General features: G+C 69.3%; 19 protein-coding genes and 2 pseudogenes. 12 read left to right on the top strand and 9 right to left on the bottom strand.

Annotation, left to right across the window (positions count from 1 at the left end; genetic code table 11):
- Positions 1–100: 100 nt before the first annotated feature.
- Positions 101–784, bottom strand: coding sequence for an Lsr2 family DNA-binding protein (locus ACZ4UB_RS16560; RefSeq protein ID WP_468070728.1), 684 nt, complete (start codon positions 782–784; stop codon positions 101–103).
- A 315-nt stretch (positions 785–1,099) separates the two neighbouring features.
- On the opposite strand from ACZ4UB_RS16560, the gene ACZ4UB_RS16555 reads away from it, so the two are divergent.
- Positions 1,100–3,433: an Orn/Lys/Arg family decarboxylase gene (locus tag ACZ4UB_RS16555; protein ID WP_468070726.1), complete on the top strand. Its 2,334-nt coding sequence runs from the start codon at positions 1,100–1,102 to the stop codon at positions 3,431–3,433.
- 524 nt (positions 3,434–3,957) lie between these two features.
- Here the strand turns inward: ACZ4UB_RS16555 and ACZ4UB_RS16550 are convergent.
- Both ACZ4UB_RS16550 and ACZ4UB_RS16545 read right to left on the bottom strand, forming a co-directional pair.
- The gene (locus ACZ4UB_RS16550; protein WP_468070724.1) at positions 3,958–5,223 is read right to left on the bottom strand and encodes a hypothetical protein; all 1,266 of its coding nucleotides are present in this window, start codon (positions 5,221–5,223) and stop codon (positions 3,958–3,960) included.
- A gap of 210 nt (positions 5,224–5,433) precedes the next feature.
- Positions 5,434–6,342, bottom strand: coding sequence for a LysR family transcriptional regulator (locus ACZ4UB_RS16545; protein WP_468070722.1), 909 nt, complete (start codon positions 6,340–6,342; stop codon positions 5,434–5,436).
- 281 nt (positions 6,343–6,623) lie between these two features.
- On the opposite strand from ACZ4UB_RS16545, the gene ACZ4UB_RS16540 reads away from it, so the two are divergent.
- The 5 genes from ACZ4UB_RS16540 (at position 6,624) to aspA (ending at position 12,189) form a co-directional block, all read left to right on the top strand.
- Positions 6,624–7,418, top strand: coding sequence for a gamma-glutamyl-gamma-aminobutyrate hydrolase family protein (locus ACZ4UB_RS16540; RefSeq protein WP_468070720.1), 795 nt, complete (start codon positions 6,624–6,626; stop codon positions 7,416–7,418).
- A 31-nt stretch (positions 7,419–7,449) separates the two neighbouring features.
- Positions 7,450–8,181: a FadR/GntR family transcriptional regulator gene (locus tag ACZ4UB_RS16535; protein ID WP_468070718.1), complete on the top strand. Its 732-nt coding sequence runs from the start codon at positions 7,450–7,452 to the stop codon at positions 8,179–8,181.
- Positions 8,178–9,617, top strand: a complete 1,440-nt coding sequence (locus ACZ4UB_RS16530) for an amino acid permease (protein WP_468070716.1) — start codon at positions 8,178–8,180, stop codon at positions 9,615–9,617. The genes ACZ4UB_RS16535 and ACZ4UB_RS16530 overlap by 4 nt, the downstream gene beginning before the upstream one ends.
- A 90-nt stretch (positions 9,618–9,707) precedes the next feature.
- Positions 9,708–10,724 (top strand): asparaginase, encoded by a 1,017-nt coding sequence (locus tag ACZ4UB_RS16525; protein WP_468070714.1) that lies wholly within the window; start codon positions 9,708–9,710, stop codon positions 10,722–10,724.
- Positions 10,725–10,779: 55 nt separating this feature from the next.
- Positions 10,780–12,189, top strand: a complete 1,410-nt coding sequence (gene aspA / locus ACZ4UB_RS16520; RefSeq protein ID WP_468070712.1) for an aspartate ammonia-lyase — start codon at positions 10,780–10,782, stop codon at positions 12,187–12,189.
- Positions 12,190–12,550: 361 nt separating this feature from the next.
- On the opposite strand, the gene ACZ4UB_RS16515 is transcribed toward aspA, so the two are convergent.
- Positions 12,551–13,345, bottom strand: a complete 795-nt coding sequence (locus ACZ4UB_RS16515; RefSeq protein WP_468070710.1) for an MBL fold metallo-hydrolase — start codon at positions 13,343–13,345, stop codon at positions 12,551–12,553.
- A gap of 90 nt (positions 13,346–13,435) precedes the next feature.
- Here ACZ4UB_RS16515 and ACZ4UB_RS16510 point away from each other — a divergent pair, with 90 nt between their 5' ends.
- Positions 13,436–13,831, top strand: a complete 396-nt coding sequence (locus ACZ4UB_RS16510; RefSeq protein WP_468070708.1) for a winged helix-turn-helix transcriptional regulator — start codon at positions 13,436–13,438, stop codon at positions 13,829–13,831.
- 205 nt (positions 13,832–14,036) lie between these two features.
- On the opposite strand, the pseudogene ACZ4UB_RS16505 reads toward ACZ4UB_RS16510, so the two are convergent.
- A pseudogene (locus ACZ4UB_RS16505) lies at positions 14,037–14,450 on the bottom strand (TetR/AcrR family transcriptional regulator); the annotation flags it as partial.
- 44 nt (positions 14,451–14,494) lie between these two features.
- Here ACZ4UB_RS16505 and ACZ4UB_RS16500 point away from each other — a divergent pair.
- The gene (locus tag ACZ4UB_RS16500) at positions 14,495–14,764 is read left to right on the top strand and encodes a YdhR family protein (protein ID WP_468070706.1); all 270 of its coding nucleotides are present in this window, start codon (positions 14,495–14,497) and stop codon (positions 14,762–14,764) included.
- A gap of 31 nt (positions 14,765–14,795) precedes the next feature.
- Entirely contained in the window at positions 14,796–15,317 is a 522-nt protein-coding gene (locus ACZ4UB_RS16495; RefSeq protein WP_468070704.1) for a VOC family protein, read from the top strand.
- A gap of 654 nt (positions 15,318–15,971) precedes the next feature.
- Here the strand turns inward: ACZ4UB_RS16495 and ACZ4UB_RS16490 are convergent.
- Positions 15,972–16,895, bottom strand: coding sequence for a LysR family transcriptional regulator (locus ACZ4UB_RS16490; protein ID WP_468070702.1), 924 nt, complete (start codon positions 16,893–16,895; stop codon positions 15,972–15,974).
- Between the two features lie 83 nt (positions 16,896–16,978).
- Here ACZ4UB_RS16490 and ACZ4UB_RS16485 point away from each other — a divergent pair, with 83 nt between their 5' ends.
- Positions 16,979–17,905 (top strand): EamA family transporter, encoded by a 927-nt coding sequence (locus ACZ4UB_RS16485; protein ID WP_468070700.1) that lies wholly within the window; start codon positions 16,979–16,981, stop codon positions 17,903–17,905.
- Positions 17,906–18,376: 471 nt separating this feature from the next.
- Here the strand turns inward: ACZ4UB_RS16485 and ACZ4UB_RS16480 are convergent, their stop codons facing one another.
- Entirely contained in the window at positions 18,377–20,098 is a 1,722-nt protein-coding gene (locus ACZ4UB_RS16480) for a hypothetical protein (RefSeq protein ID WP_468070698.1), read from the bottom strand.
- Positions 20,099–21,142: 1,044 nt separating this feature from the next.
- Between ACZ4UB_RS16480 and ACZ4UB_RS16475 the strand changes: the two are divergent.
- Together ACZ4UB_RS16475 and ACZ4UB_RS16470 are read left to right on the top strand one after the other, a co-directional pair.
- A pseudogene (locus ACZ4UB_RS16475) lies at positions 21,143–21,307 on the top strand (pirin); the annotation flags it as partial.
- 392 nt (positions 21,308–21,699) lie between these two features.
- Positions 21,700–21,948, top strand: coding sequence for a hypothetical protein (locus ACZ4UB_RS16470; RefSeq protein ID WP_468070696.1), 249 nt, complete (start codon positions 21,700–21,702; stop codon positions 21,946–21,948).
- 171 nt (positions 21,949–22,119) lie between these two features.
- On the opposite strand, the gene ACZ4UB_RS16465 is transcribed toward ACZ4UB_RS16470, so the two are convergent.
- Together ACZ4UB_RS16465 and ACZ4UB_RS16460 are read right to left on the bottom strand one after the other, a co-directional pair.
- A complete protein-coding gene (locus ACZ4UB_RS16465) occupies positions 22,120–22,257 on the bottom strand; it encodes a hypothetical protein (RefSeq protein ID WP_468070694.1) in 138 nt (45 codons plus the stop codon).
- A gap of 98 nt (positions 22,258–22,355) precedes the next feature.
- On the bottom strand, positions 22,356–24,725 hold the full coding sequence (locus ACZ4UB_RS16460; protein ID WP_468070692.1) for an alpha/beta hydrolase fold domain-containing protein: 2,370 nt from the start codon (positions 24,723–24,725) through the stop codon (positions 22,356–22,358).
- Between the last annotated feature and the right edge of the window lie 6 nt (positions 24,726–24,731).

Raw genomic sequence — 24,731 nt, 5'->3', positions numbered from 1 at the left:
CGTTCTCGGGATACGAGACGCTCCGTGATCTCGGGGAACTCCCATCAGGCCGTAGCCGTGGACCGAGGTCGGGGATCTTGGCACTGGGTCGGGCCGCTGCTCAAGGGAGGTTGGCAGCTTCCCAGGCTTTGATGATCTCGAGGGGAATGCGTCCGCGGTCCGGCAGGTCGTGACCGTTGGCGCGGGCCCAGGTGCGGACGGTCTGGGAGGCGACGGGGCCGCGGGACGGGGGCTGGGCGGTGGGGGCGGGGCGCGTCGACGCGGGGGTGAACGTGGGGCTGGTGGTGAGGAGGTCGGTGGGGAAGATCGGGACCTGTGTGGTGCCGGTGATGAACGCGAGGAGGAACTCGGTAAGGGTGCCGGGGTAGGTGAACCAGGGGGCGCGCAGGGCTTCGTTGACGGCGATGGCCCATGAGTCGGGTGCGTCGTCCGGCTGGGTGACCCAGAAGAGGTAGTCACCGTTGGCGGTGCTCCCCATGGCGAAGAGGTGCTGTGGGTCGTGGGGCAGTGGCCAGGGGGTGCGTGCGTTCCGGCGGACTTCTTCGATCTGTTCGCGCAGCCGTGCGGGCATGGGGCCGGTGAGGTCGGCCCATTCTCCGGCACCGTGCGGCTGGTAGAGGGAGATGAAGCCGCAGAACTGGCCTGGCCCGTATCGGTCGACCAGGTCCTTGTAGTCCTGAGGCAGCTCCGTGCCCAGTTCCCGTTCGATCTGGTTCCAGTCGGTGGCCGGGGGGACCGTCTCGGGCGGCGGGCAGAGTGCGGTGAGGGCGGTGAGGGCTGCCATGGTGACTCCTGGAACGGCTACGGACGGCGATGGGGCCGGGGGTGCGGTTGGGTCTGGGGTTGGGCCTGGGGCCGGGGTTCGTCATGGGCCGGGTTGGTGCGTAGGTCCCCTTCATCGAACAGGAGGTTTCCGTCGGCATCCTTCCGGTGCCCGAAGGCCTCGAGCTGGATGCTCCGGGGCGGCGCCGGAACCCCCGGGGCGCCCTGTCGTGCGCCCCCGCCGAACGGGTGAGGGCCGCCTGGTTTCGACCCGGTCCGTGGTGCTTGAACTCGATGCTTGGCAGGTCGGGTTGGGCTGACGCACGTGGAGAGTGTCATGGCGAACGGTAGTGTCCTGCTGGCTTTGCGCGAGGACCCCTTGGGTCGGGGTATCGACGGTGACCAACTTCGAAGGATCGCGAAGGAGTTGGAGAACCGCGGCCTGGAGGTGCGGTGGGCGCGGACCGTCGAGGCGGCCTGCGCCGCCCTGCGTACGGAGGCGGGCCTGTCGGCCGCGGTCGTCGCCTGGGACCTGCCGTCCGAGACCGGCGAGGACAGCGGCGGCCGGGGAGCGGCCGTCCTGCGCCAGATCACCCGCCGGTTCACGGCCCTGCCCGTCTTCGTCGTCATGAGCGAGGAATCGGACCACGGCCTGGACCGCCTCCCCCTGTGGGTGGCCGAGACCGCCGTCGGATACATCTGGCCCCTGGAGGACACGCCATCCTTCATCGCGGGCCGGGTCTTCAACGCCGCCCGGAAGTACGGCGACTCCGTCCTGCCGCCGTTCTTCAAAGCACTGCGACGTTTCGACGACGCCCACGAGTACTCCTGGCACACCCCGGCGCACTCGGGCGGCGTGGCCTTCTTGAAGTCGCCCGTCGGCCGAGCCTTCTTCGACTACTACGGTGAGCGGCTCTTCCGCACCGACCTGTCGATCTCGGTGGAAGAACTGGGTTCCCTCTTCGAGCACAGCGGCCCCATCGGGGAAGCCGAGCGCAACGCCGCCCGCGTCTTCGGCGCCGACCGGACGTACTTCGTGCTCCACGGCGACTCCACCGCGGACCGCATGGTCGGCCACTACTGCGTCACCGCCGACGAGATCGCCCTCGTGGACCGCAACTGCCACAAGTCGGTGCTGCACGGGCTGGTCATCTCCGGCGCGCGCCCCGTCTACCTCGTCCCGACCCGCAACGGATACGGGCTGGCCGGACCGCTCCCGGCGCGCGAGACGGCGCGCGCCGCGGTCGCCGCCAGGATCGCCGCCCACCCCCTGACTCCGGGAGCGGTGTCGCCCGAGGCCCAGTACGCGGTGATCACGAACTCGACGTACGACGGCCTGTGCTACGACACCGTGCAGACGGCGCGCACGCTGGCACCCAGTACTCCCCGTCTGCACTTCGACGAGGCCTGGTTCGCCTACGCGCGCTTCCATCCCCTGTACGCCGGCCGGTACGGCATGGCCGTGGGTCCGGACACCTTCGAGGGCGACGAACGGCCCACGGTCTTCGCGACCCAGTCGACGCACAAGCTGCTGGCCGCCCTGTCGCAGAGCGCCATGGTCCACGTGAAGTCCTCACCCCGAGCGCCGGTCGAGCACCACCGGTTCAACGAGACGTTCATGATGCACGGCACCACCTCGGCGCTGTACCCGGTGATCGCCTCGCTGGACGTGGCCGCCGCGATGATGGACGGACCGCAGGGCGAGTGGCTGGTGAACGAGGCGGTGACCGAGGCCGTGCGGTTCCGGCAGGCCCTCGTCCGCACCGGACGGCGGATCGCGGAGGCCGGGGACCGGCCGCCGTGGTTCTTCGGCGTCTGGCAGCCCGACACCGTCACCGACCCGGCCGACGGAACCACCGTCGCCTTCGCCGACGCCTCCCCGGCGCTCCTGGCCTCCGATCCCCGCTGCTGGGAACTCGTCCCGGAGGCGGACTGGCACGGCTTCGAGGGACTGAGCGAGGGCCAGTGCCTGCTGGACCCCATCAAGGTGACGCTGACCTGCCCCGGCGTCAATGCGCGCGGCGAGGCGGACTCCTGGGGCATCCCCGCCCGCATCCTCACCGCGTACCTGGCCAGCCGCGGCATCGTCGTGGAGAAGACCGACACCTACACCACCCTCGTCCTGTTCTCCATGGGCATCACCAAGGGCAAGTGGGGCACCCTGATGGACGCCCTCATGGACTTCAAGGCCCTCCACGACGCCGACACGCCGCTGCGCCACGTACTGCCGGACCTCGTCGAGCGCTACCCGCAGCGCTACAGCGGCACGACCCTGCGCGGTCTGTGCCAGGACATGCACGAACACCTCACCCGGGCGGAACTGATCGACGCCCTGGACACCGCCTTCCAGCAGCTGCCGCAACCCGTCGCCCCGCCCCAGGCGTGCTACCGGCAGCTGATCCGGGGCGGCACGGAACGGATCCCCCTCGCCCAGGCCGCCGGCAGGGTGGCCGCCGCCATGGTGACCGTGACTCCCCCGGGGATCCCCGTCCTGATGCCCGGAGAAGCACTCGGCGCGCCGGACGGCCCGGTCCTGCGCTACCTGTCAGCGCTGGAGGCGTTCGACCGGGCCTTCCCCGGATTCCACAGCGAGGCCCACGGTGTCACCATCGATGCCGACACCGGGGACTACCTCATCGAATGCGTACGCCTGGACATCCAGACGACGTAAGCCCCACCTCGCGTCGCCCGGAGCTGCCAGTAGGGCAGGGTGTCGGGGGTGAGGCGGCGGCGGTGAACCGCCATTGCGCCCGCCCCCGCCCACCCTTCCGCAACAACCCTGAGTACTGCGACGGTCCTTGATCCGATGCTTGGGCCACGGCGCTCTGCGCACGGCCGCGTCCGATCGGTCAGGCCGCGGATGAGTTCGGCATCCTCTTCGACTGGTTCGACCAGGGCAAGGACGGCCACGTGAGCATGGCCGGCCGACTGGGCGTCTCCCCGGTCAACTCCGCGGCGGGCTTCCAGAAGCTCGACCGGAACGGCGATGAGCGGCTTGGAGGCGCCGGGCCGGGTGCCGGGGAGCGTGCGCCCACCGCACCCGCGCCGCTGCCCTGCGCAAGGGTTCACGATGTCCGGTCGTAACAGCGGCCGGGTCCGGCTCCGCCTACCCCGCGCAGCGGTACTCGCAGCGGGCCGGCGGCACCAGCTCAAGGCCTCGGGCCGTCGCCTCGGTCTACGGACGGCCGTGGTGCTTCAGGTTGCGGGTGTGGCCGTCGTCTGTTCGTCGGTCAGGCGGGCCCGCCAGTCGCTGACGTAGTCGTCGGGCATGGACGCCAGGCGGGCGATTTCCCCGTCGCTGCGCCCATCGGACCAGGCCAGGATCCGTGTCACGGTGCGGTTCCGTGCCGCGCGGAAGTCCTTGACCATGTTCTTGAGGCGTTCGACTTCCCCGGCTTCGCGGACGAGCTGCTGGTCGACGGCGGAGCGTTCCTCGGCGCGCAACCGGCGCAGATGGGCGTCCAGGCCCGTCAGGACCAGACCCTCCTCGTGCGCGGAGTTCTGGAACCCTTCGGCCAAGGCCGCCAGCACGCAGTCGGGGACGTCGGCGAGGGTGGCCCCGGGGGGCTTGGCCGCCTCCCAGGTGCCCCGACCCGCCTCTGTCGTCTCCAGCCAGACGCGGGCGTCCGTCGGAACGCGGTCGCCGCACGCCTGCGCGCGGTAGGCGTACAGGGCGGCACGGTGGCCGTAGAAAGTGAAACCGTCCTCGATCTGCCGGTCGGCGGCGCGGCACATCCGCCCCGGTACACCGCCATAGCCGCTCTCGGGACTGTAGTCGGCGTAGGCATCGAGTTCCGCGTCCGCGGCCAGGCCCCAGGAGGGATCGCACAGACCGGGGTTCATGGCGAGGAACGCGCCGACCTCGACACGCCAGGCAGGGATCGGCGTCGTGCGCAGCCCGGGCCAGCGGAGATCGCCGGAGGGGTCGAAGGTGTGGGTCGCGGCCTGCTCGATGTCGTCCCAGGCGGTGGCGGCCTCGGCCGACCACTCCAGTTCGTCGTCCGGTCCGATGCGGTGGATGGAGTCCACGAGCCGCTGCACGGCGGGGAGTATGCGCAGGGCGAGCGCGTGCAGTTCCTCAGCGGTGAAGAAGCGCCAGGAGCAGCCGCGCTGTTCGTCATGGGTCAGGTGGCCGAGCAGCTGCACCATGCTTCCGGAGGCCGGGACGGCCCCGTCGCCGAGTGCCCTGCGGGGGAGGCCGGGGAGCTGGCTGCCGAGGTCTTCGGACGGTGCCCGCCAGTCGACGTCGCCGAACCATACGGCGCCGTCGCGAGCGTCCACTGCCAGCCACTGGTGGTAGCCCGCACCCGGGCCGTAGCGCTGCTCCTGCTGCTCGGCGTGCTCGTCGTGCCATACGTACTCGCCCGGAGGCGGGTCCAGCTCCACGGCCATGAAGCCGTCCTCGGGGCGGTAGCCGGTGAGGACGCGGGCCGTTCGCGGCGCACTGTCGGCGGCGGTCATGAGGGGTGTCCTCTCGCTGGAACGTCAACCGCCGCAAACGTAGGGCGCCCGCCACGCAGTAGTTTAACTTTCAGCCACTGCGTCCGGTAGTCGGACAGGCCGGGAGACCTGGCGCCCTCACCCGGTCTACGCGCGTGCGGCCGCCGTCAACTTGGCGCAATTCGCTTGGGTTCACGCGCCGTTCACCTCCCGTGGCCGCCCGCCGCGGCCTCATGCGAGCGCGGCCAGCGCTTGCGCGGCGAGCATCTGCTCCAGGTCCAGGACGGCGCGCGGGGCGTGCCGGGTGTCGATGCGGACGGCGTAGATGAAGCGCGTCAACTGCGGCTCGGCCAGGGGGCGGGCCACGACCCGGGTGTTGGCGCGGGGCAGGGCTAGTTGCGGCATGACGGCCACGCACAGGCCGGCGGCCACGAAGCCGAGCACGGTGTTGAAATCGTCCCCCTCGTACTGCAGGCGGGCCTGGAAACCGGGCGTCTTGGCCATCTGGGAAAGCAGCTCCAGGCGCAGTGCGGCCTCCGGAGCCGCGATCCAGGTCTCGGACGCGAGGCTGGCCAGGTCGATGACCTCCCTGTCGGCCAGGCGGTGGTGTGCCGGGACCACGGCCACCACCGGATCCCGTGCGACCAGCGTCCGGCGCAGCATCCGGGGTGGCGGGACGGGGATGAAGTCGTAGTCGTAGCTGAGGGCCAGGTCCATGTCCCCCCGCTTGAGCCGGTTGTGGCAGGCCTCGGGCTCCAGTTGGCCGAGACTGACCTGCACGTGGGGGTAGGCCGCGTGGAGTTGGGCCAGCGCTTGCGGAACGATGCTGGTGGCGGCCGAGGCGAAGGCGCCGAGGCGGATCCGTCCCGCCGTACCCGCGCGCATGGCGTCGAGTTCCACCGATGCCGTGGCCAACGCGTTGCGGACGCCCTCCTCGGCGTCGAGAAGGACTTCGCCCGCCGGTGTGGCGCGCACGGGCCGGCGCTCCAGCACTCTCAGGCCCGCGCGGCGTTCGAGTTCGGCGATCTGCTGGGAGACCGCGGGCGCGCTGTAGCCGAGCTCGCGTGCGGCGGCGTTGAAGGAGCCGTGCCGCACGACGGCTTCGAGGGTGGCGAGCAGGCGGGGGTCGAGTCCGTGCACGGAGTTAAGGCTCACTTATCTGTCGCGAAGATGTGTTTTCTTGTGATTGCGGATGAACGCCAGCAGGATTCTTGCTCCCGGCAAGAAAAACGCAAGCCCGCGCTCCCGGATCGTGACCGCCCCTCCACCTTGTCGCCGGGGCGCCCTCCGCCAGTGCCCCGTCCGCCCCGTCCGCCCTGTCCGCCTTTTCTGCCGCAGCCCGCCGTGGCCGGGGACGTCCGGCGGGGCGGGTGTGCACCCGGCCGTCGACGATCGCCCCGCACGCCCTGAAAGGAAGTGGTATGACCCAGCCACCACTCATCGGACTCACCACCTACCTGGCCGACGCCCGGTGGGGCGAGTGGGACCTGCCCGCCGCAGTGCTGCCCGCGGCCTACGCCGGCTGTCTCCAGGCCGCGGGCGGCCGGGCCGTCCTGCTGCCGCCGGACGCCCCGTCGGCAGCGGCCGATGTGGTCGCACGTCTGGACGCGATCGTCCTGACGGGAGGCGAGGACGTGGATCCCGCCCTGTACGGCGCCCGGCCCCACCCGCGCACGGGGCCGCCGGTCCGCGAGCGCGACCGGTGGGAGCAGGCTGTACTGGCCGCCGGTCTCGCCCGCGACCTACCCGTGCTCGGAGTGTGCCGGGGCATGCAGCTGATGAACGTACACGCCGGAGGCACCCTCATCCAGCACCTGCCCGACAGGGTGGGCCATCACGGCCACAACCCCGACCGGGGCCACTTCTGTGCCCACACCGTCACCACCACGCCGGGGACCCGGATCGGCGCCCTCCTGCCGGGGACCCGCGAGGTCGCCACGCACCATCATCAGGCCGTGGATCGCCTTGGCTCCGGCTTCATCGTGTCGGCCCGTGCGGCGGACGGCACCGTCGAGGCGATCGAGAGCACCCGGCACCGCTTCGCCGTGGGCGTCCAGTGGCATCCGGAGATGGGTGTCGACACGCCGGTGGTGCACGCCCTGGTGGATGCCGCCGGATTCGCCGCGGACACCTATCGGCCGGCTTCGGTGGCAGGACGGAACGTGCGCACGGTACGAAGCCCGCCGGGCCGGACTTTCCCGACACAGGTGTCTTGACACGCTCCGGCGCACCCATCAGGATCACACCGTGAACCTGTCAGACAGCCAGACAAGTGGCCAGGCCCCGCGGCGCGTCAGCGCGATGGAAGCGGTCTTCGGCCACCTGCGCAGAGCCATCGAGCGCGGCGAGTACGTCGTGGGCGACAAGCTCCCCTCCGAAGCCGAGTTGTGCCGGACCCTGGAGGTCAGCCGGCCCGTGCTGCGGGAGGCGCTCCGAGCCCTCCAAGCCATCGGCCTGACCGCCTCCAAGAGCGGCAAGGGCACGTTCGTCCTGGCGAACACGGTCGAGGACCCCACCTTCGGCGACTACGTCGCCAGCGACCTGCTGGAGGTGCGCCGGCACGTCGAGATCCCGGTCGCCGGGTACGCCGCGCTGCGCCGCACCCCGGAGGACCTGGACCATCTGGGCCATCTGCTCGACCGGATGGAGCAGGAGACCGACACCACCGCGTGGGTGGCGATGGACACCGTCTTCCACCTGGCGGTGGCCGAGGCATCCCGCAACCCCGTCTTCCGCCGCGTCATCGAGGAGATCCGCGACGCACTGGCGCGTCAGTCGACCTTCCTCAACGAACTGGGCGGCCGGCGCGAGCAGTCCAACTGCGAGCACCGGGCGATCCTCGAGGCGCTGGCCGACGGTTGCGAGCACGACGCGGTGGAGGCCATGTCCCACCACCTCCTGCGGGTCGAGAAGACCCTCACAGAAATCGTGCGCCCCCAGCGCGCGGCCACCTCCACGGAAGGCAGACCCGAGGCGTGAGCGAGCAGTTCCTCAAAGACGAGAAGCGCCCCACGACCCGTCACGTGGACGCCGGGGACACCGGCTACAGCAAGTCCTTGACACCCCGGCACGTCAACATGATCGCCATCGGGGGTGCGATCGGCACCGGGCTCTTCCTCGGCGCGGGCGGACGCCTCGCCGAGGCCGGTCCCTCCCTGTTCGTCGCCTACGCCGTCTGCGGGATCTTCGCGTTCCTCGTCGTGCGGGCGCTCGGCGAGCTCGTCATGTACCGGCCGTCCTCCGGCGCCTTCGTCTCGTACGCCCGGGAGTTCCTCGGGGAGAAGGGCGCGTACACCGCGGGCTGGATGTACTTCCTCAACTGGGCGACCACCGGCATCGCCGACATCACCGCCGTCGCCACCTACACCCATTACTGGCGCCTGTTCTCCGACGTCCCGCAGTGGGTGATCGCGCTCATAGCCCTGGCCGTGGTCCTCACCGTGAACCTCATCTCGGTGCGGATCTTCGGCGAACTGGAGTTCTGGTTCGCCATCGTCAAGGTCGGCGCGCTGGTCGTCTTCATGGCCATCGGGATCTTCTTCCTCGTGACCCGGCACCCCATCGACGCCGCCGTGCCCGGCCCGTCCCTGATCACCGACAACGGCGGGATCTTCCCCAACGGCCTGCTGCCCATGCTGCTGATCATCCAGGGCGTCGTCTTCGCCTACGCCTCCGTCGAGCTGGTCGGAGTCGCGGCCGGTGAGACCGAGAACCCCGAGGAGATCATGCCGAAGGCGATCAACTCGATCATGTGGCGCGTCGGCCTCTTCTACGTCGGCTCGGTCGTCCTGCTGTCGATGCTGATGCCGTGGAACAGCTACAGCGCCGGCCAGAGCCCGTTCGTGACCGTGCTCTCCCACATCGGCATCCCGGCGGCCGGCGACGTGATGAATCTGGTCGTTCTCACTGCGGCCATGTCCTCGCTCAACTCCGGCCTCTACTCCACGGGCCGCATCCTGCGCTCGATGGCCGTCAACGGCTCCGCCCCGAGCTTCACCGCCCGGCTGAGCCGCACCCAGGTGCCCTACGGCGGCATCCTGCTCACCAGCGGCATGTGCGTCCTCGGCGTCGGGCTCAACTTCGTCGTTCCGGCGGACGCGTTCGAGATCGTGCTCAACCTGGCCGCCATCGGCATCCTCGCCACCTGGGGCATGATCATGCTCTGCCACCTCCTCTTCTGGCGGAAGACCCGTGACGGCGAACTCACCCGCCCCTCCTACCGCCTGCCCGGCTCCCCGTGGACCGAACTCGTGACGCTGGCCTTCCTCGCCTCCGTCCTGGTCCTCATGTACGCCGACGGAGGAGCGGCGCGCACCACCGTGCTGTGCGTGCCACTGATCGCCGCGGCGCTGGTCGCCGGCTGGTACGCCGTCCGCGGCCGCGTGGCGCGCGCCGCCGCGAAGAGCGAGGGCTGAGCCGGGCGGCGGGCGCGGCCCGTCCTCCCCGGGCCGGGCCCGCCGCCGGCCACCCCGGTCAGCAGCAACCCACCACCGAACGAGGCAGTGATGCGCAGCAGTCTCCTCGCGGACGCGCCCGCGATGCGCGAGCCCCAGCACGCACCCGTCGCCCACGTCACCCGGGGCGGCGTGATCGAGGGAGTCCACTACGGATCCGTCGTCGTCCTCGGCGGTAACGGCGACGTCCGGTTGAGCATCGGAGACATCGAGGCCGCCTGCTACCCGCGCTCAGCCCTCAAGCCGGTCCAGGCCCTCGCCATGGTGCGGGCCGGGCTGCCGCTCGACGGCGCCCTGCTCTCCCTCTCGATGGGCAGCCACTCCGGCGAGGAGCACCACCTCGCAGGTACCCGGCTGATCCTCGAACTGGCCGGCCTCACCGAGGACGACCTGCGCAACGTCCCCGACGTGCCGTACGCCCCGGCGGTCCGGGATGCCTGGGTGCGCGAGGGCCGCGGGCCTTCCCGGCTCGCCCAGAACTGCTCCGGCAAGCACGCGGCGATGCTGTACCTGTGCAGGCTGGCCGGCTGGCCCCTGGAGAGCTACCTCGACCCGGGCCACCCGCTTCAGAGGGCGATCGCCGAGGTCGTCGAGGAACTCACCGGCCAGCACATCGCGAACGTCACCGTCGACGGCTGCGGAGCCCCGCTGTTCGCGGTGTCCCTGCACGGCCTGGCCCGCGCCGCCGCCCGCATCGCCACGGCCGGTCCGGACACCGCCGGGCGCCGGGTGGCGGACGCGCTGCGCGTCCACCCGGAGATGGCCTCCGGCACAGGGCGAGACACGGCCCGGCTGATGCGCGCGGTGCCCGGGCTGCTGGCCAAGGACGGCTTCGAGGGCGTCCAGGTGGCCGCGCTGCCCGACGGCCGGGCCGTCGCGGTGAAGATCGCCGACGGGGCGGACCGGGCGCGCATCCCGGTGACGGCCGCGGCCCTCGCCCGTGCGGGAGTCGACCCGCGGCTGCTCGCCGGGTTCGAGGGCGAGCCGATGACCGGCGGCGGCCGGCCCGTCGGCGGCATCCGGCCGGTGGCGGCGCTGAACCCGCCCAGCATCCCCGCCACCGCCTGACTCCATCCCCTTTCACCACGTTGACCACCCACCTCAGGAAGAGGGCCGCACACCCATGACCGCCGCCACCCGCAGCGAACACGACCTGCTCGGAGACCGCGAAGTCCCCGCCGACGCCTACTGGGGCGTCCACACCCTGCGCGCCACCGAGAACTTCCCCATCACCGGGACGCCCATCTCCGCCTACCCGCACCTGATCGACGCCCTCGCCGCCGTCAAGGAGGCCGCGGCCCTCGCCAACGAGGAACTCGGCCTGCTGGAGCCCGCCAAGGCAGCCGTGATCGTCGCCGCCTGCCGGGAGATACGCGGCGGCAAGCTCCACGACCAGTTCGTCGTCGATGTCATCCAGGGCGGCGCCGGCACCTCGACCAACATGAACGCCAACGAGGTCATCGCCAACCGGGCGCTGGAGCTGCTGGGCCACGCCAGGGGCGAGTACCGGCACCTGCACCCCAACGAGGACGTCAACCTCGGCCAGTCCACCAACGACGTCTACCCGACCGCCGTTCGGATCGCGACCGCCTCGGCGGTGCGCGGCCTGCTCGAAGCCATGGCCGTCCTGCAGGCCGCCTTCGCCCGCAAGGCCGCCGAGTTCCACGACGTGCTGAAGATGGGCCGCACCCAGCTGCAGGACGCCGTACCGATGACCCTCGGGCAGGAGTTCTCCGCCTTCGCCGTCATGCTCGACGAGGACCGCAGCCGGCTCGCGGAGGCCCTCGGGCTCATCCACGAGATCAACCTCGGCGCCACCGCCATCGGCACCGGCCTCAACGCCCCTGCCGGGTACGCCGAGTCGGCCCGCCGCCACCTCGCCGACATCACCGGGCTTCCCCTGGTCACCGCGGCCGACCTGGTCGAAGCCACCCAGGACTGCGGCGCCTTCGTCCAGATGTCCGGCGTCCTCAAGCGCATCGCCGTCAAGCTGTCCAAGACCTGCAACGATCTGCGCCTGCTGTCCTCCGGGCCGCGCGCCGGACTCGGCGAGCTCAACCTGCCGCCCGTGCAGGCGGGTTCGAGCATCATGCCCGGCAAGGTCAACCCGGTGATCCCGGAGGTCGTCAACCAGGTCGCCTTCGAGGTGATCGGCAACGACATCACCATCACCATGGCCGCCGAAGCCGGACAGCTCCAGCTCAACGCCTTCGAGCCGGTCATCCTGCACTCGCTGTCGAAGTCCGTGATCCACCTGCGCGCGGCCTGCCTCACCCTCGCCGAGCGCTGCGTGGCCGGCATCACCGCCAACACCGAGAAGCTGCGGGCCACCGTTGAGAACTCCATCGGCCTGGTGACCGCCCTGAACCCGCACATCGGATACACCGCCGCCACCGACATCGCCAAAGAGGCCCTTGCCACCGGCCGGGGCGTGGCCGAGCTCGTCCTGGAGCGAGGTCTGCTGCCGGCCGAGCGGCTCACCGCCCTGCTGCGGCCCGAGGTGATCGCGGGAACCAGAGCGGCCGGGGCCTGACGCGGGGCCGCGCCGCGGCTCACCGGCCGCGCACCTGGACCGTCCCGCGCCGCGGACGGCACGCTGTTGCACCGTTCGCCCTGCCGAGCGCTCACCTGTGGCGAGCTATTGGCCCCGGTCGTTCAAATCGGTGAACGTAGTCCCGGTAACGGGCGATGGTGGTCGGCTCGAGTGCGAGGGCCTTGGCGGCGAGCCAGGCGGTCAGGTAGTCGGCGACGGCTCTGGTTCTGGTCGGCGTTGAACCCGCCGGCCTCGCCCTCCAGGAACCTCCGGTTGAATCCGATTTCGGGGACACGTCGCAACCGGAACCGCCGACGGCGACCGCGGCACCGCCGAGTGCGTTCGATCGGACGGGCTGCGGTCAATGGGTGTGGCCGTGTGCGCCTGCGGCCGGCGTCCTCCAGTCGATGCCGTGTCGACGGGCCGCCGCGAGAGCTGTGGGCACGCCTTCCGCGTAGGGCTCGCCGTGGCCGGGGAGCAGCGTCGTGGCTGTGATTCCGGCCAGAGCGGTCAGGCTGTCCAATGCCTGTCCGGGGTCGTCGTTGAGGGTACCGGGCATGATTCCCAGGCCACGTCGGCCGGTGACGACGTCGAGGGTCACCAGGGCGTCTCCCGTAATCAGGACGCCTCGGTCGGCGAGCAGCAGGCAACTGCTCCCTGGACTGTGGCCGGGAGTGTGGATCGCCCGAGGCGATCCCGGTACGTCGAGGCGCTGCCCATCGGTGTAGCACTCGGCGTGCAGGATCGGCGGGACGGTAAACAGGCCCGCGCGTGCCCAGTTCAGGTTGAGTGCAAAGACGTGAGGCTTCCACAGGTTTCGCCGAATACGGCGGGGTGGGGTGTGGAGTCGGGCGCCTTTGGCCAGCGCCTCGTCGTCCGGGTGTATGTACACCGGCCGGCCGGTGGCGTCGGAGAGCCGGCGGACGATGCCCAGGTGATCGGCGTGTCCGTGGGTGAGCACGATGGCTCGAACGGAGTCCAGACCTTGCCCCCGCTTCGTCAGCCAGTCCATCAGCGCGGGCCAGTGGCTGGGCATGCCGCCGTCCACGACGGTCAGGGCGCCCTCCTGCTCGATGACGTACCAGTTGACGTGGCCGTCTCCGAAACGGAACACCCCACGGGCAACCTCGATACCGGCCTGACGAAGTCTCTGCATCCGGAAGCACCTTTCCCCAGTGGCTTCCATGATGGAAGTGACGGGAGGCTAGCAGTTCACTTCCAACATGGAAGCCGCTAGGCTGAGGACATGCGCTCGACCCTCGCCCTCGACAACTGTCCCGCCGCCCGAGCGCTGGACGTGGTCGGCGAACGATGGGCGCTCCTGGTGGTGCGTGAAGCCCTCGCCGGAGCCCGTCGGTTCGACGAATTCCGCGATCGGTTGCGCATGAGTGAGAACACGCTCGCCCGGCGACTGACGGAGCTGACTGCCTCCGGCGTCCTCAGGCGCACGCAGTACAGCCTCAAACCCGCCCGCTTCGAGTATCTTCTCACTGAACAGGGATGCGCCTTGGTACCGGTGCTCGCAGCCTTGGCCGCCTGGGGAAACGAGTGGACCGATCCCGATCCGGATCTGCCGAAGCCGCCCGCGCGACCGAGCTGGCTCGCCGAAGACGCCGCAGGCACCGCCGAGCGGAGGGTGTGATCGCCTCGCAAGCGTCCGACGACATCAGGTGTGACGGCCGCGACCCGGCCGTAACCCACTCGTCACCCTGCGTCCGAAGTGGCAGTGCGTGCCGACGTCGCCGGCAGGATGCACGACAACGGCGAAGCCGATGAGTTGACACGAAGGAGACGGTCGCCCCTGAGTCGGCCGTTCCTGCCCGAGACCTGCGCGCCCGGGTAGCCTGGGATGAGCTCATTCCGGCCTGGGTGAGTTTTCCTGTGAGCTCGCCGACCCAGCCGGCGAACGCTTCGGCGGCGACAGTGCGCAGGCTGTTCTGGTCGGCAATGGCTGCACCGCCGTCGACGGTGACCGCCGCGATCGCGCAGCCGCCGCCTCCGGCGGACGCCTGCACCACGGGGCGGACGTTGCCGAGGAACGCCTCCACAACTTCGCGGGGCGTGCGGGCCGGCAGTGCGTGCAGGTGGCCGCGGACGTCCTCCGCGTTGTGGCGAGCGGCTTCAAGCGCGAGTTGGTGTTTGCCGCCCGGGAAGTGGTGATAGATCGCCCCGCGCGCGGCTCCGCTCTCGGTCAGGACGTCGGTGAACGACATCGCGGCGAGGCCGCGGCGTTGCAGCGGTCCGATCGCTGCGCTGATCATGCGGGACTTCGTGTCTGCGTCTCTACACCGAGATCCAGGCGGCAGTGCCGTTCGAGCAGTTCGACTGGCGCCAGGTCAACGAGGCCCTGAAGACCGCGCCGGGCCTGATTCGCAAGACGTGGCTGTCCGGTATCGGAACCCACACCGTCGGTGGTTTCTACGAGTTCGACAGCGCCGAGAGTGCCCTGGCCTTCGCTCAAGGCCCCTTCGCCGAAGAAGCCCGCCGGGCCGGCGCCCCGGCAACGACGCGACTGTTCGACGGTGACATCGTCAAAGACGCCAGCATCGATCTGAACTCGCCCTACTACACCTGACACCAACAGGTCGCCGCTGAGTCAGCTCTGGATGCCGCCTCGCTCCGCTGTCGGGGCGGGGCGGCCTCAACGGAAAGTCATCTCGATCAACGTCACGCGGCATCGCGAGAACAGCGCGAGCTGGATCGACCTCGGCACCCCCGACACGGAGAGGACGGCGGCGTTCTACGCCGCGCTGTTCGGTTGGACCGTCGCCCGATCGGACCCCAACGGCTCCAGGCTCTGCACGCTGCGCGGACACCTCGTCGCCGCCCTGGGGCCGGCCGAGGACGTCGGCGCCCCCTACTGGACGGTCAACGTCACCGTGTCGGACATCCAATCCACCGTCACCCGCTTCGCGGACCTAGGCGCCCAGATCGTCGTGCCACCCACACGGGTCGGGATGGTCGGTCGGCCATGTCGCCGTCACCCTCGACCCCGTCGGCGCACCAGGCAGCGGGGCGCTGTGGGCGGCCTGGGCGCCGGCTGGAGGTTCGATGACCTGCACCGCACGCGACCCGCCGACAACGAGGGCCGGGATGACTTGCCCGAATCGTCACGGCTTCGCCTGTGACTCCGACGACTATCGCGTCACGGCTGTCAAGGGCAGCACAGCGCTCCGCACCTCGTCCTGGGACGTCAGGGGAGCCCTGCCCGCCATCCGCGCCGAGTGCGACGCCAGTGGCCTTGAGTATCGCCACCTGGGGCAGCGTCATCAGAGGAAGGGCGCAGTCATGAACCCCGCCCAGCACGGAGCGGCCTTCGCAGCCGAGACCGCCGCATGCGTCGCCACGGTCACGGGAGCCGACCCTCCACCCCGCGGGTTCAGTGAGCTGCTTCGCCGGCGCATCCAGCGGCCGCCGACCAGGTTCGCCCACTCGGCGCGTACGGCTGCCGTTTGATTACCTTCTGCGCTTGGAGGCATTGTTGCCTGGAGAGGCAATGCCCGCTCCAGGCAACGGATTTCTGTTCTCCAGAAGAATCCGAGCTTCTTGGGGAGTAACTGCCCGTCCCCAGGCTCCTGGTCAGTGGCGCGGTCCGGGAGCGGCTCGGATCTTGGTTCTCGGGAAGGTGCTCCGCGCCCGCCGACGGCGTTCGCCCCCGGACCGGGCCCTGCGGCACAGGGCTCTCCTCGAGTGGTTCGCCATGGGGACATGCGGTCAGCGAGGTCTACGCCCAGCTCAAGAAGCGACTCTACTGACCCGCAGCCCGGCCGCCTCGTCGGGGCTCACGCCGTGTGCTCGGTGATGAGGGAGGTCACGGCTGCGACGGGAGGCCAGGACCATTGGCCGGCGCGCACCAGGAGCGAGGTGCGGCGGGTGCCGGCCAGGGGGTCGAGAGGCCGGAAGGCGACATCGGTGCGGTCCCGTTCGATTCCCGACTCGGCGAGCAGGGCCACTCCGAGGCCCGCCCCGACGAAGCTGTTCACCAGGTGCAGGCTGTCCATGCGATGCGCGATGCGCGGCGCGAAACCGGCGATCGCGCACACCCGCTGGACGAGTTCGTCGTCATCGGTGCCGCGCGAATTGGCGATCCATCCCGCTCCGGCGAAGTCCCGCAGTTCGGTCAGCGCGACGGGCCGTCCGGTGTCCGCGTGATGGGCGGGGACCGCGAGGAAGAGCGGCTGCTCCTCGACCTGCCGGACGCTGAGTTCCGGCGGGACCGTACGCGGCACCAGGCTGTAGTGGTAGACCAAACCGAGGTCGATGCTGCCCGAGCGCACGAGATCGATGGTGTGATCCGGCTCGTGCTCGTAGGTCTCGACCTCGATCCGCGGATACACCGTCCCCAGCCGCGCGAGCATGGGCAGCACCACCGGCTCGACCGCGGTGAAGAAGCTCGCGAGCCGCACGCGCCCCGCTGGCTCGGCCCCGCCGCTCAGCTCGGCCCGCGCCTCCTCCACCGCGGCGAGGATGGCGACCGCGTGCTCCGCCAGGCGTTCGCCCGCAGGCGTCAGCCGGACCCGCCGCCCCACCGGCCTCAGCAGCTGTGCACCGACCTCCGTCTCCAGCACGGCCAGGTGCTTGGAGACGGCCGAGGTCCCGTATCCGGTGGCCGTCGCGACCGCGGCCATGGTGCCCAGGCGGCCCAGCTCTACGAGCAGCCGAAGTCGGCCGAGATCCGGAAGCGGGCGCATGTCCTGGGGTGCCATACGGGAATCATCCACTAATGGTGGTCATTGACGCCACTATTAGCCCGTGGACAGCAGGGAACAGTGCCCGCTCCAATGGCGGGATGAACGCCTCTGCCGCCCCCGTCGTGGCACCCCACCAGGTTGCCGCCACCCCCCACGGCCCGATGCGGCCCGTCGACCGGCCGCGCGGTCTGCCCGGGGCGGTGCTCCTCCTCGTCGCCATGGCGGTGCTGCACACCGGCGGTGCCCTGGCGACCGAGCTGTTCGACTCCCTCGGTCCGGCCGGCACGACCTGGCTGCGCCTCTCCTTCGCTGCCGTGTTCCTGCTCGCCTTCACCGGCCGGTCCCTGTGGCGAGTGGTACGTGCGGCCTCCCGGGCCGATCTGCTCGTCACCGTGGCCCTGGGAGCAGTCAGCGCCGGCATGATGCTGCTGTTCTCGGAGTCCGCCGCCCGGCTGCCGCTGGGTACGGCGACGGCGCTGGAGTTCCTCGGACCGATGGCCGTGGCCGTCGCCGGGTCCCGGCGCCCCAGGGAACTGGCGTGGCTGGCGCTGGCCGCGGCAGGCGTCCTGCTCCTCACCTCGCCCTGGACCGGCGTCACCGACTTCGCAGGAGTCCTCTTCGGGCTGGGGTCGGCCGTCTGCTGGGCGTTGTACGTCATCGGCACCGCGCACGTCGGCAGCAGGTTCTCGGCGCAGCACGGTCTGGCCCTCTCCCTCGCGGTGGCCGCAGTCGTCGCCGCGCCGTTCGGGGCGCCGGAGGCGGTCGTGAACCTCGACTGGAAGGTGGCCGCCGCGGCGGCGGGCATCGCCGTACTGATGCCGCTGGTCCCCTTCCTGCTGGAGATGAAAGCGCTCCAGCGCATGACCAAGACCACCTACGGCACCCTGGCCGGCCTCGAGCCCGCCGTAAGCCTGCTGGCCGGCGTGCTCCTCATCGCCCAGACCCCGACCGTCGTGCAGGCGGCGGGCACCGTACTCGTCGTCATGGCAGGGATCGGAGCGGCACGCCGGGAAACGGGCCGTTGACGGGCTCTGCCTGCTGCACCCGCTGATCGCGGAACATGCAAGCTCGACGCCCGGAGGCTCAACTGGTCTCTGAAACACTGCTGTTGGGAGAAAAGGCAGGCGTTCCATTGGGGGGCAAGGGTCGATCCCCCCTCGAGGGGTGGGAACCCTCTAATTAGAAGTACGCCGGTCGCGGGGGCGCGTGGCCGAGGCGGGGTGTGGGTGCGGGCGGCTGCCGGCGATCAGCTGGTGGCGCGGGTTCGGGCCATACTGACCAGCAAGAACGTCGGCATCGGATGCCTCTTGGACGGGGTCACGACCAGCGGCGGCTTTCTGCGTCGCCACACCTCCTGACCAGGCGCAGTGCTGCGGTGGATCCCCGGTCACCGCAACCAAGGCCACCGCGGACCGGTAGGCGCGTGATGCCGCCCCGTGGTCAATCTCCGGTGTCAACCGGTGACTTGCGCGCGTCCACGGACAGAACTGCGCACTTCAGTCACGCGACTTGGCCGTAGGCCGCACCAGTAGGCCGGTTGGGTGTTGCGGGCTCGCTGCGGGTATGCGCAGAGGGTCGGTCGGACCTGAGACTGTGGGAAGGTCTCGGAACGCCTTGGACAAGATTGCCGCCTCTCGCAGTCTCCTGTTGAAGCGGTCGGTCAGGTTCGCATAGCCGCCGAAAACATCGTTGACGCGCTGATACTCCTCACGTGCTGCCTTTGCTAGGCCGGCGTCGCGAGTCGCTATGGCGTAGAGAAGCTTGATGTCCTGGGCGGTGAGCATTCGGTTCACCGACGGGCGCCCGTTGGCCAACTTACTGAACTGCGCAAAATGATTCTCCACAAAGGATTCAGCGCGGCGCGTCAGGGGCGCCAGAGTCAAGCTTTCGCTCCGAACCCCGAAGCTTATGGCGACCTCCAGGATCCGCCTTGCCCTTGTGAACTGAACCTCGATCACATCGCTTTGTTGATCAGCGAGCTGATTCACATGCCGGAGCGCATTCATGGCATGAGATTGGTTCCCCCTCCGTAATGCCTCCGTATACGCGATCTGTGCGTATGCATCGTGCAAGTCTTCCAGTTGGCCATGATCGACAGGCGGAAAGTAGACGGCATGGCGGACGGATTGGTGATAGCAGTGCAGAGCTGCGTCATAGTGGCCGAACATTTGCAGGACGTGTCCTCGGCCAGCGATTCCCTTGCGAACTCGCGGATCTGCGACTCCTGCCGGACTGAATCGAGCTGCGTTTGCTTGGAGTGCGCGAGCGTACCGCAAGGCAGTGATGTGTTCGGACTCCATGGCCACATGGAACCGCAGCTGAAGATAGTCGAGCCACGCGTCGACGCCAGCGGTGTCCACATCGGAAACCAGGCTCCCAGCATGGGCAATGAGTAGAGGCAGGACCTCGCGCTGCTTGGTCGCGATAGCGTTCCTGACCTGCTGCAACGCCGCCTGTGGGTCAGTCGATAATTCGACGTCTCGGCACGCTGCCAGGGTTGCCCTATCGGAAGGGGTGGTTGATGGCACCGGCGGGTTATGGGCGACAGTGTGGATCCACGCTGATACTCGTTTGGCGTCCCTATACCGATCGTCTTTATTCCCGGCCAGGTATGTCGGCCTGCCTTTGAGGGTATTGGTTGTTCGTTGATTGCGTGCGTACATTCGTACAGCGTCGAGAGCCCGCCTCGTGTCCGGTATGGAGAAACACTCCGCGTACACGGCTGCGAGCATCTCGGCATCGTCGATTTGGCATTGTGGCCCCTTGGGGCGACGCGCCCTGCTGTAAAAGCTGCCCGGTGGTAGGTCGCTCAGTAAGCCGGCCACCACGCAGTCGACTTGGCGAATGCGCCGGTGCGCCTGTCGGGCTGAGATCTGTAGGTCGCGAGCCATGTCAGTGACACTGATCCGAACGCCCCGTAGGCCCGACGTCTCGATCCACAACAGCACGTCTCCTGAGGAAAGCCCCGCATCCGCTCTGCCGTCCACGACTGTCCAGGCGAGCGCGGTCCGGGCCTCGGCCGGGCTGAGAGATCCGATGATCTCCGTCATTGAGGGCGAGCCGATGGAAGCCGGCGCGGTCGGGTCTTGGTGTTTCTGACGTAGATCATCGAGGAGCCAGATGCGGAGCAGGTAGACATCGGCCGCTGTGACCACGGCGATCGTTCGGGACTCCTTGGAGGTGCTCTCGGAGGGCTGACGCTCATGTCCGGATGTCACTCTCCGAGTGTGCTCCTGCTGCGTGGGGCGAACAAGTGAACTTCTCGACGTGATGGCGCACTTTCGCGAAGTTGATGGCGCCAGGTGTCCCACCGGCTGCCGGCCCTGGTGACGTGGAGCCCAACGAACAACGTTGGTTCGAGCGCGACGTCGCAGGACGTCGACTCGGCCAGGATGTGAGGGGGCGTTCCCAATGCCGGTGTGGGTTGTCGTGTCAACAGTCTCGTCCGCGAGTGCGATCATCAGCCTGTGGTTGATCTTGCGCTTCCTCTGGAGGATCTACGAGCGTGGCGGGATCAGCGACCTGCGAGACGCAGCACGCGCTGTGCAGGTTGTCCGACCTTCGTGGCGGCACGTGGGCTCGGAGGTCCGTCGCCGACGCGGCAAGATCACGCGATGAGGTCTACGGCAACACCGTTGCGTTCGGGTTCTGAGCTGTCCGTCGATCCCACCCGGTGAGCCCGGTTTGGTCCGTGACTGGTCCGGAACAGTCGGTCTGGAGTGGGAGACGGGCGGGAGGAACTAGGAGGAACAGGGAAAACCGATGTCCGCGTGGAGCGGGTCGAGCCAACGGCGCCTGACGGGCAAAAGCCCAGGCCAGGCGCCGTCTCCCGTGCTCCTAGAAGAAGCCGAGCTTCTTCGGCGAGTACGACACGAGGAGATTCTTCGTCTGCTGGTGGTACACACGCCACACCCCTCCTGAACAGGCAAAATGCAGCCACGGGGCTTCGGTGGGCCGGTGCTGGCCCGCAACTGGCCCGGATCCTGGCCGTGGGGGAGCGAGGGGGGATTATTTCGTGGGATAGCTGTCGGCGGAGGCGCGCGTACCTATGGCAACACCACTCGCGCGGTCCTGCACCTGGCTCTCGGCGGTGGACCCCAGGGGGTGGGCCACTGTGGCGTCCATGGCTCAGTCGGCGTGGGGATGCAGGATGATGGCGACCGGCAGGTCGAGGACCGCCGCGGCTACAGATCTTCCCTGATCCGGGTCCGATCTCGGGGTCCAGGCCAGCGCTGTGTTCGACCTAGCCGGCGGCCTGCGGGTTGTTCTGGAACTGGATCGACCGGAACAACGAGGAGATCGTACAGGCGCGCTAGGAGTGGATGGAAAGCACCCGCTACGGCGAAGTGAAGGGCTACGACGGCGCTCCGATCCCTGCTCCCGGGCTCCCGCCGGTGCCGCTGAAAGCACGCGGACGGGTGCGCTGACCTGTGTGTTTGTGGAGAAGGTCGATCCGTCGAGCTCAGCCGCAGCGCGGCTGGCCTTCGCGCGAACTCCGTTCGGGAGGAGCGAGCGGCAGGGGCTCCTGGATCCTCTCGCGGGGCTTCCGACGGTTCCCATCCATGACCAGCTGGGGTCAGCTTTGCCAGGACCAATGCTGACCCAATGCTGACCTATGTGATGGACCGTCAAGTCACCTGGTGACTTCCGGGGGGCGAAGGAGTACGCGTTGGGGTCCTCGGGCTGGGCGCGACAAGTTGTGCGGAGCGTGGTCGTCCGAGCGGCTGCCCTCCCACTTCATCGACGGCGTTGCCGTAACGGAGTCCGATACCCGCATGACCTCGCAGAGTTGTGGGCGAAACTCGGCTCCATCCACGGAATGCCGTTCCTGCCCTTCGGGACCGGCGACCCGATCCTGTGGCTCGCGGGGCAGGACATGCTGCTGGTCCTCACCGGCAGCGACCACCTCTCCGCCGACGCCGCGAACTGGCTCCAGCGGCTCCTGGTGGCGGCGCCGGGAGAGCGACTGCTCACGGCGGCCGTCCCCCGAGAGGCGTCGAGGATACGAATGGGGGCCTTCCGAGTCCCAACGTGGACACGGAACTCGCAGCGTACGGATGACACCTGAGACCCGGGACTGCGATGGCTTGCCTCTACCTCTACCTCTGCCTCGCTCCGTCACCGCTCGGCAGACCGTGACATGCGCCAAAATGCGGCAGGTCCACTTCAAGGCATCGCCAGGGACGGCCGTACGCCTCCGGCGCTGATCACGATCAGCCAGTTTCGGGCGGCCGGACGTTCAACAGGAGCCGGTGGGCGGGCTGATGAGGGCATCAGTGAGGTGGGCGTAGACGACGACGTCGGCCGGGTAGCTGGTCTTCTTCGTGTACGTGCCCCCGTAGACCTGTTGGTCGGGGAAGCCCTCGCGGACGTACACCTCGATTGCGTCGGCCGGGGCAGTCGAGGCATTGGGTCTCGTTGGTGGTGGGGGTGCAGGTCGGTGCGGAGGGAGGGGGCCGACGGTGGGGCTTGGGGTCAGGGTCCCTTGTCCGAGTCGGGGTGGTTCATCCTCAGCACGAAGTCGCCGCGGGCGGGTTCATGCAGCATCTTTCGATGTTTGCTCGGCGGCCATGGCCAGAGTTCGGGCAGGTCGTTCGTGTCGAGGTAGTAGCTGTGGCATCCACTGGTCCACACCGTGTTGCCGGAGTTCAGGGCGTTCCGCAGATCGTGGTTGAACCCCGCGGTGGCCGCCTCGGTCGGAGCGAGACTCGCTACGCGCTCTTCCTGGAGGATCTCGATCCAGCGGACGATGTAGGCGGCTTGGGTCTCGGCGATGCGTGGCACGACCTGGCTGCCGATCGGGCTGTGCGGCCCGCAGAGCATGAAGAAGTTCGGGAAGCCGGGCAGAGCGATGGTGCGGTAGGCATACGGTCCCTGCGACCATGCCCGGTCGAGTGTGCGGCCGCCTTCCCCCGTGAGCTTCATGGGACGCATGTAGGTGTGTGCATCGAAGCCCGTGGCCAACACGATCACGTCCGCCTCGTGGAGGGTCCCGTCGCTCGTGACGATCCCACGAGGCTCCACGTGGTCGATTCCGGAGCTGACCAGAGACACGTCCTCGCGTCCGAGCGCTTGGTAGAACGTGCTGGAGGTGACCAGTCGTTTGCACATGGGGGCGTCGTCAGGAGTGAGCTGCCGACGGAGCTCAGGGTCCTTGACCGCGAACCGCAGGTGCAGCCGACAGATCTCGGTGATCGTCCGGCGTTGCCATCCCGGCCGGACCAGAGCGGCCGCGAAGAACCTCTCCATGATCGCTCCGTAGAACCGGAACGGGATCTTCTGGAGCTTCGGCCAGCGCCGGTACATGCTCTTGGTCCACCTGCGGTAGGGGAGGTCGGGCATGGGCAAGAGCCATTGCGGGGTGCGCTGGAACACCAGGAGGCGCCCCGCCACACCGGCCAGTGCGGAGGTGATCTGCACTCCGCTCGCACCGGTTCCCACGACTGCGACCCGCCGGCCCTCGACCGGCACGGTGTGGTCCCACTCGGAGGAGTGAAACGTGGCACCACCGAATGTCTCCAGCCCGGCGATGGTGGGGGCGGACGGCTGGCGCAGGTATCCGCTCGCCGCGATGAGTACGTCCGCATGGTGCTCGATCGGGTCGCCGGCGGCCCGGAGGCACCACTGGCGACCATCCCAGACCGTCTCGGTGATCTCGGTGTTGAACCGGATGTGCGGGCGCAGGCCCGCATCACCAGCCACTCGCCTGAGGTATTCGAGGATCTCCTCCTGCGGTGAATAGAGCTTGCTCCAGGAGGGATTGGGGGCGAAGGAGTAGCAGTAGACGCGGGACTGGATGTCGCACCGCAAGCCGGGATAGGTGTTGTCCCGCCACACTCCCCCCAGGTCGGCTGCCTTCTCGTACACCGTGAAGGTGTCGATTCCCGCCCGTCGCAGCGTCGCGGCCATGCACAGGCCCGAGATCCCGGCACCCACGATCGCGATTTGGGGCTGCGGGAGGAGGGCGGCTCGTAGTCGTGTCCCCAGCTCGTCCACGGCCCGGGCTGCCTCGCGCATCACGGGGGCGAAGACGTGGAAGGCGTGCCACAGTCCCGGGTGGCGGATGTGGTCCAGGCGCGCGCCCTGCTCGCGGGCCGCCTGTTCAAGGCGGTCGGCGTCGGCGGCCAGCGGATCGTCACCGGCCGAGTGCAGGATGATCTGTGGCAAGTCACCGAGGCGGCCGTACAGCGGTGAGGCAGCGGGGTCATCGGCATGGCCCCGCGCGTAGAGGGCTGCCCAGTGTTCCAGCTTCGCCGGACTGATGAGCGGTTCCGCGGGGGAGGGCGGGCGGTGCGCCGGGCCGTCGGCCGTCAGGTCGAGCCAGGGGCACACCATCGCGATGACGGCCGGCAGCGGCTCCGCACCGTCTCTGAGCCGTGATGCCAGGGCCAGGGCCAGGGCCGCGCCGGCCGAATCGCCGACCACGGCGATCCGGTCGGCGGCGACTCCCTGTGCCAGCAGACCTCGGTAAGCGGCGACCGCGTCGTTCACGGCCGCGGGGAACGGATGCTCGGGAGCCCGCCGGTAGTGGGGAACGAAGGCGCGGACCTTCGCACTCCGGGCGAGGTGACCGACCAGGCCCCGATACGCACGGGGCGAGCCGAGGACGTACCCGCCGCCGTGCAGATAGAGAATCGTCGCGGAACCGGTTCCCGCCGTCGTGGGTTTGACCCATTCGCCCGGGACTCCGCCGATGGCTTCGGGCCTGACTGTGATGCCGCGCGGTGGTCGCAGCAGATATCCGGCCAGTTCGGCAGACAGCCGCTGGATCCGCAGCGGTGTCCTGGGGTCGAGCGGACCCCGGCCGAGCACCCGCGCGGCGCCGCGGATCAGCTTGGTGGGCAAGGAGAC

The sequence above is a fragment of the Streptomyces sp. NPDC028419 genome, assembly GCF_055565515.1.
Note: the sequence above shows the minus strand (reverse complement) of the source record. Positions and strands in the feature narration are given on the sequence as shown.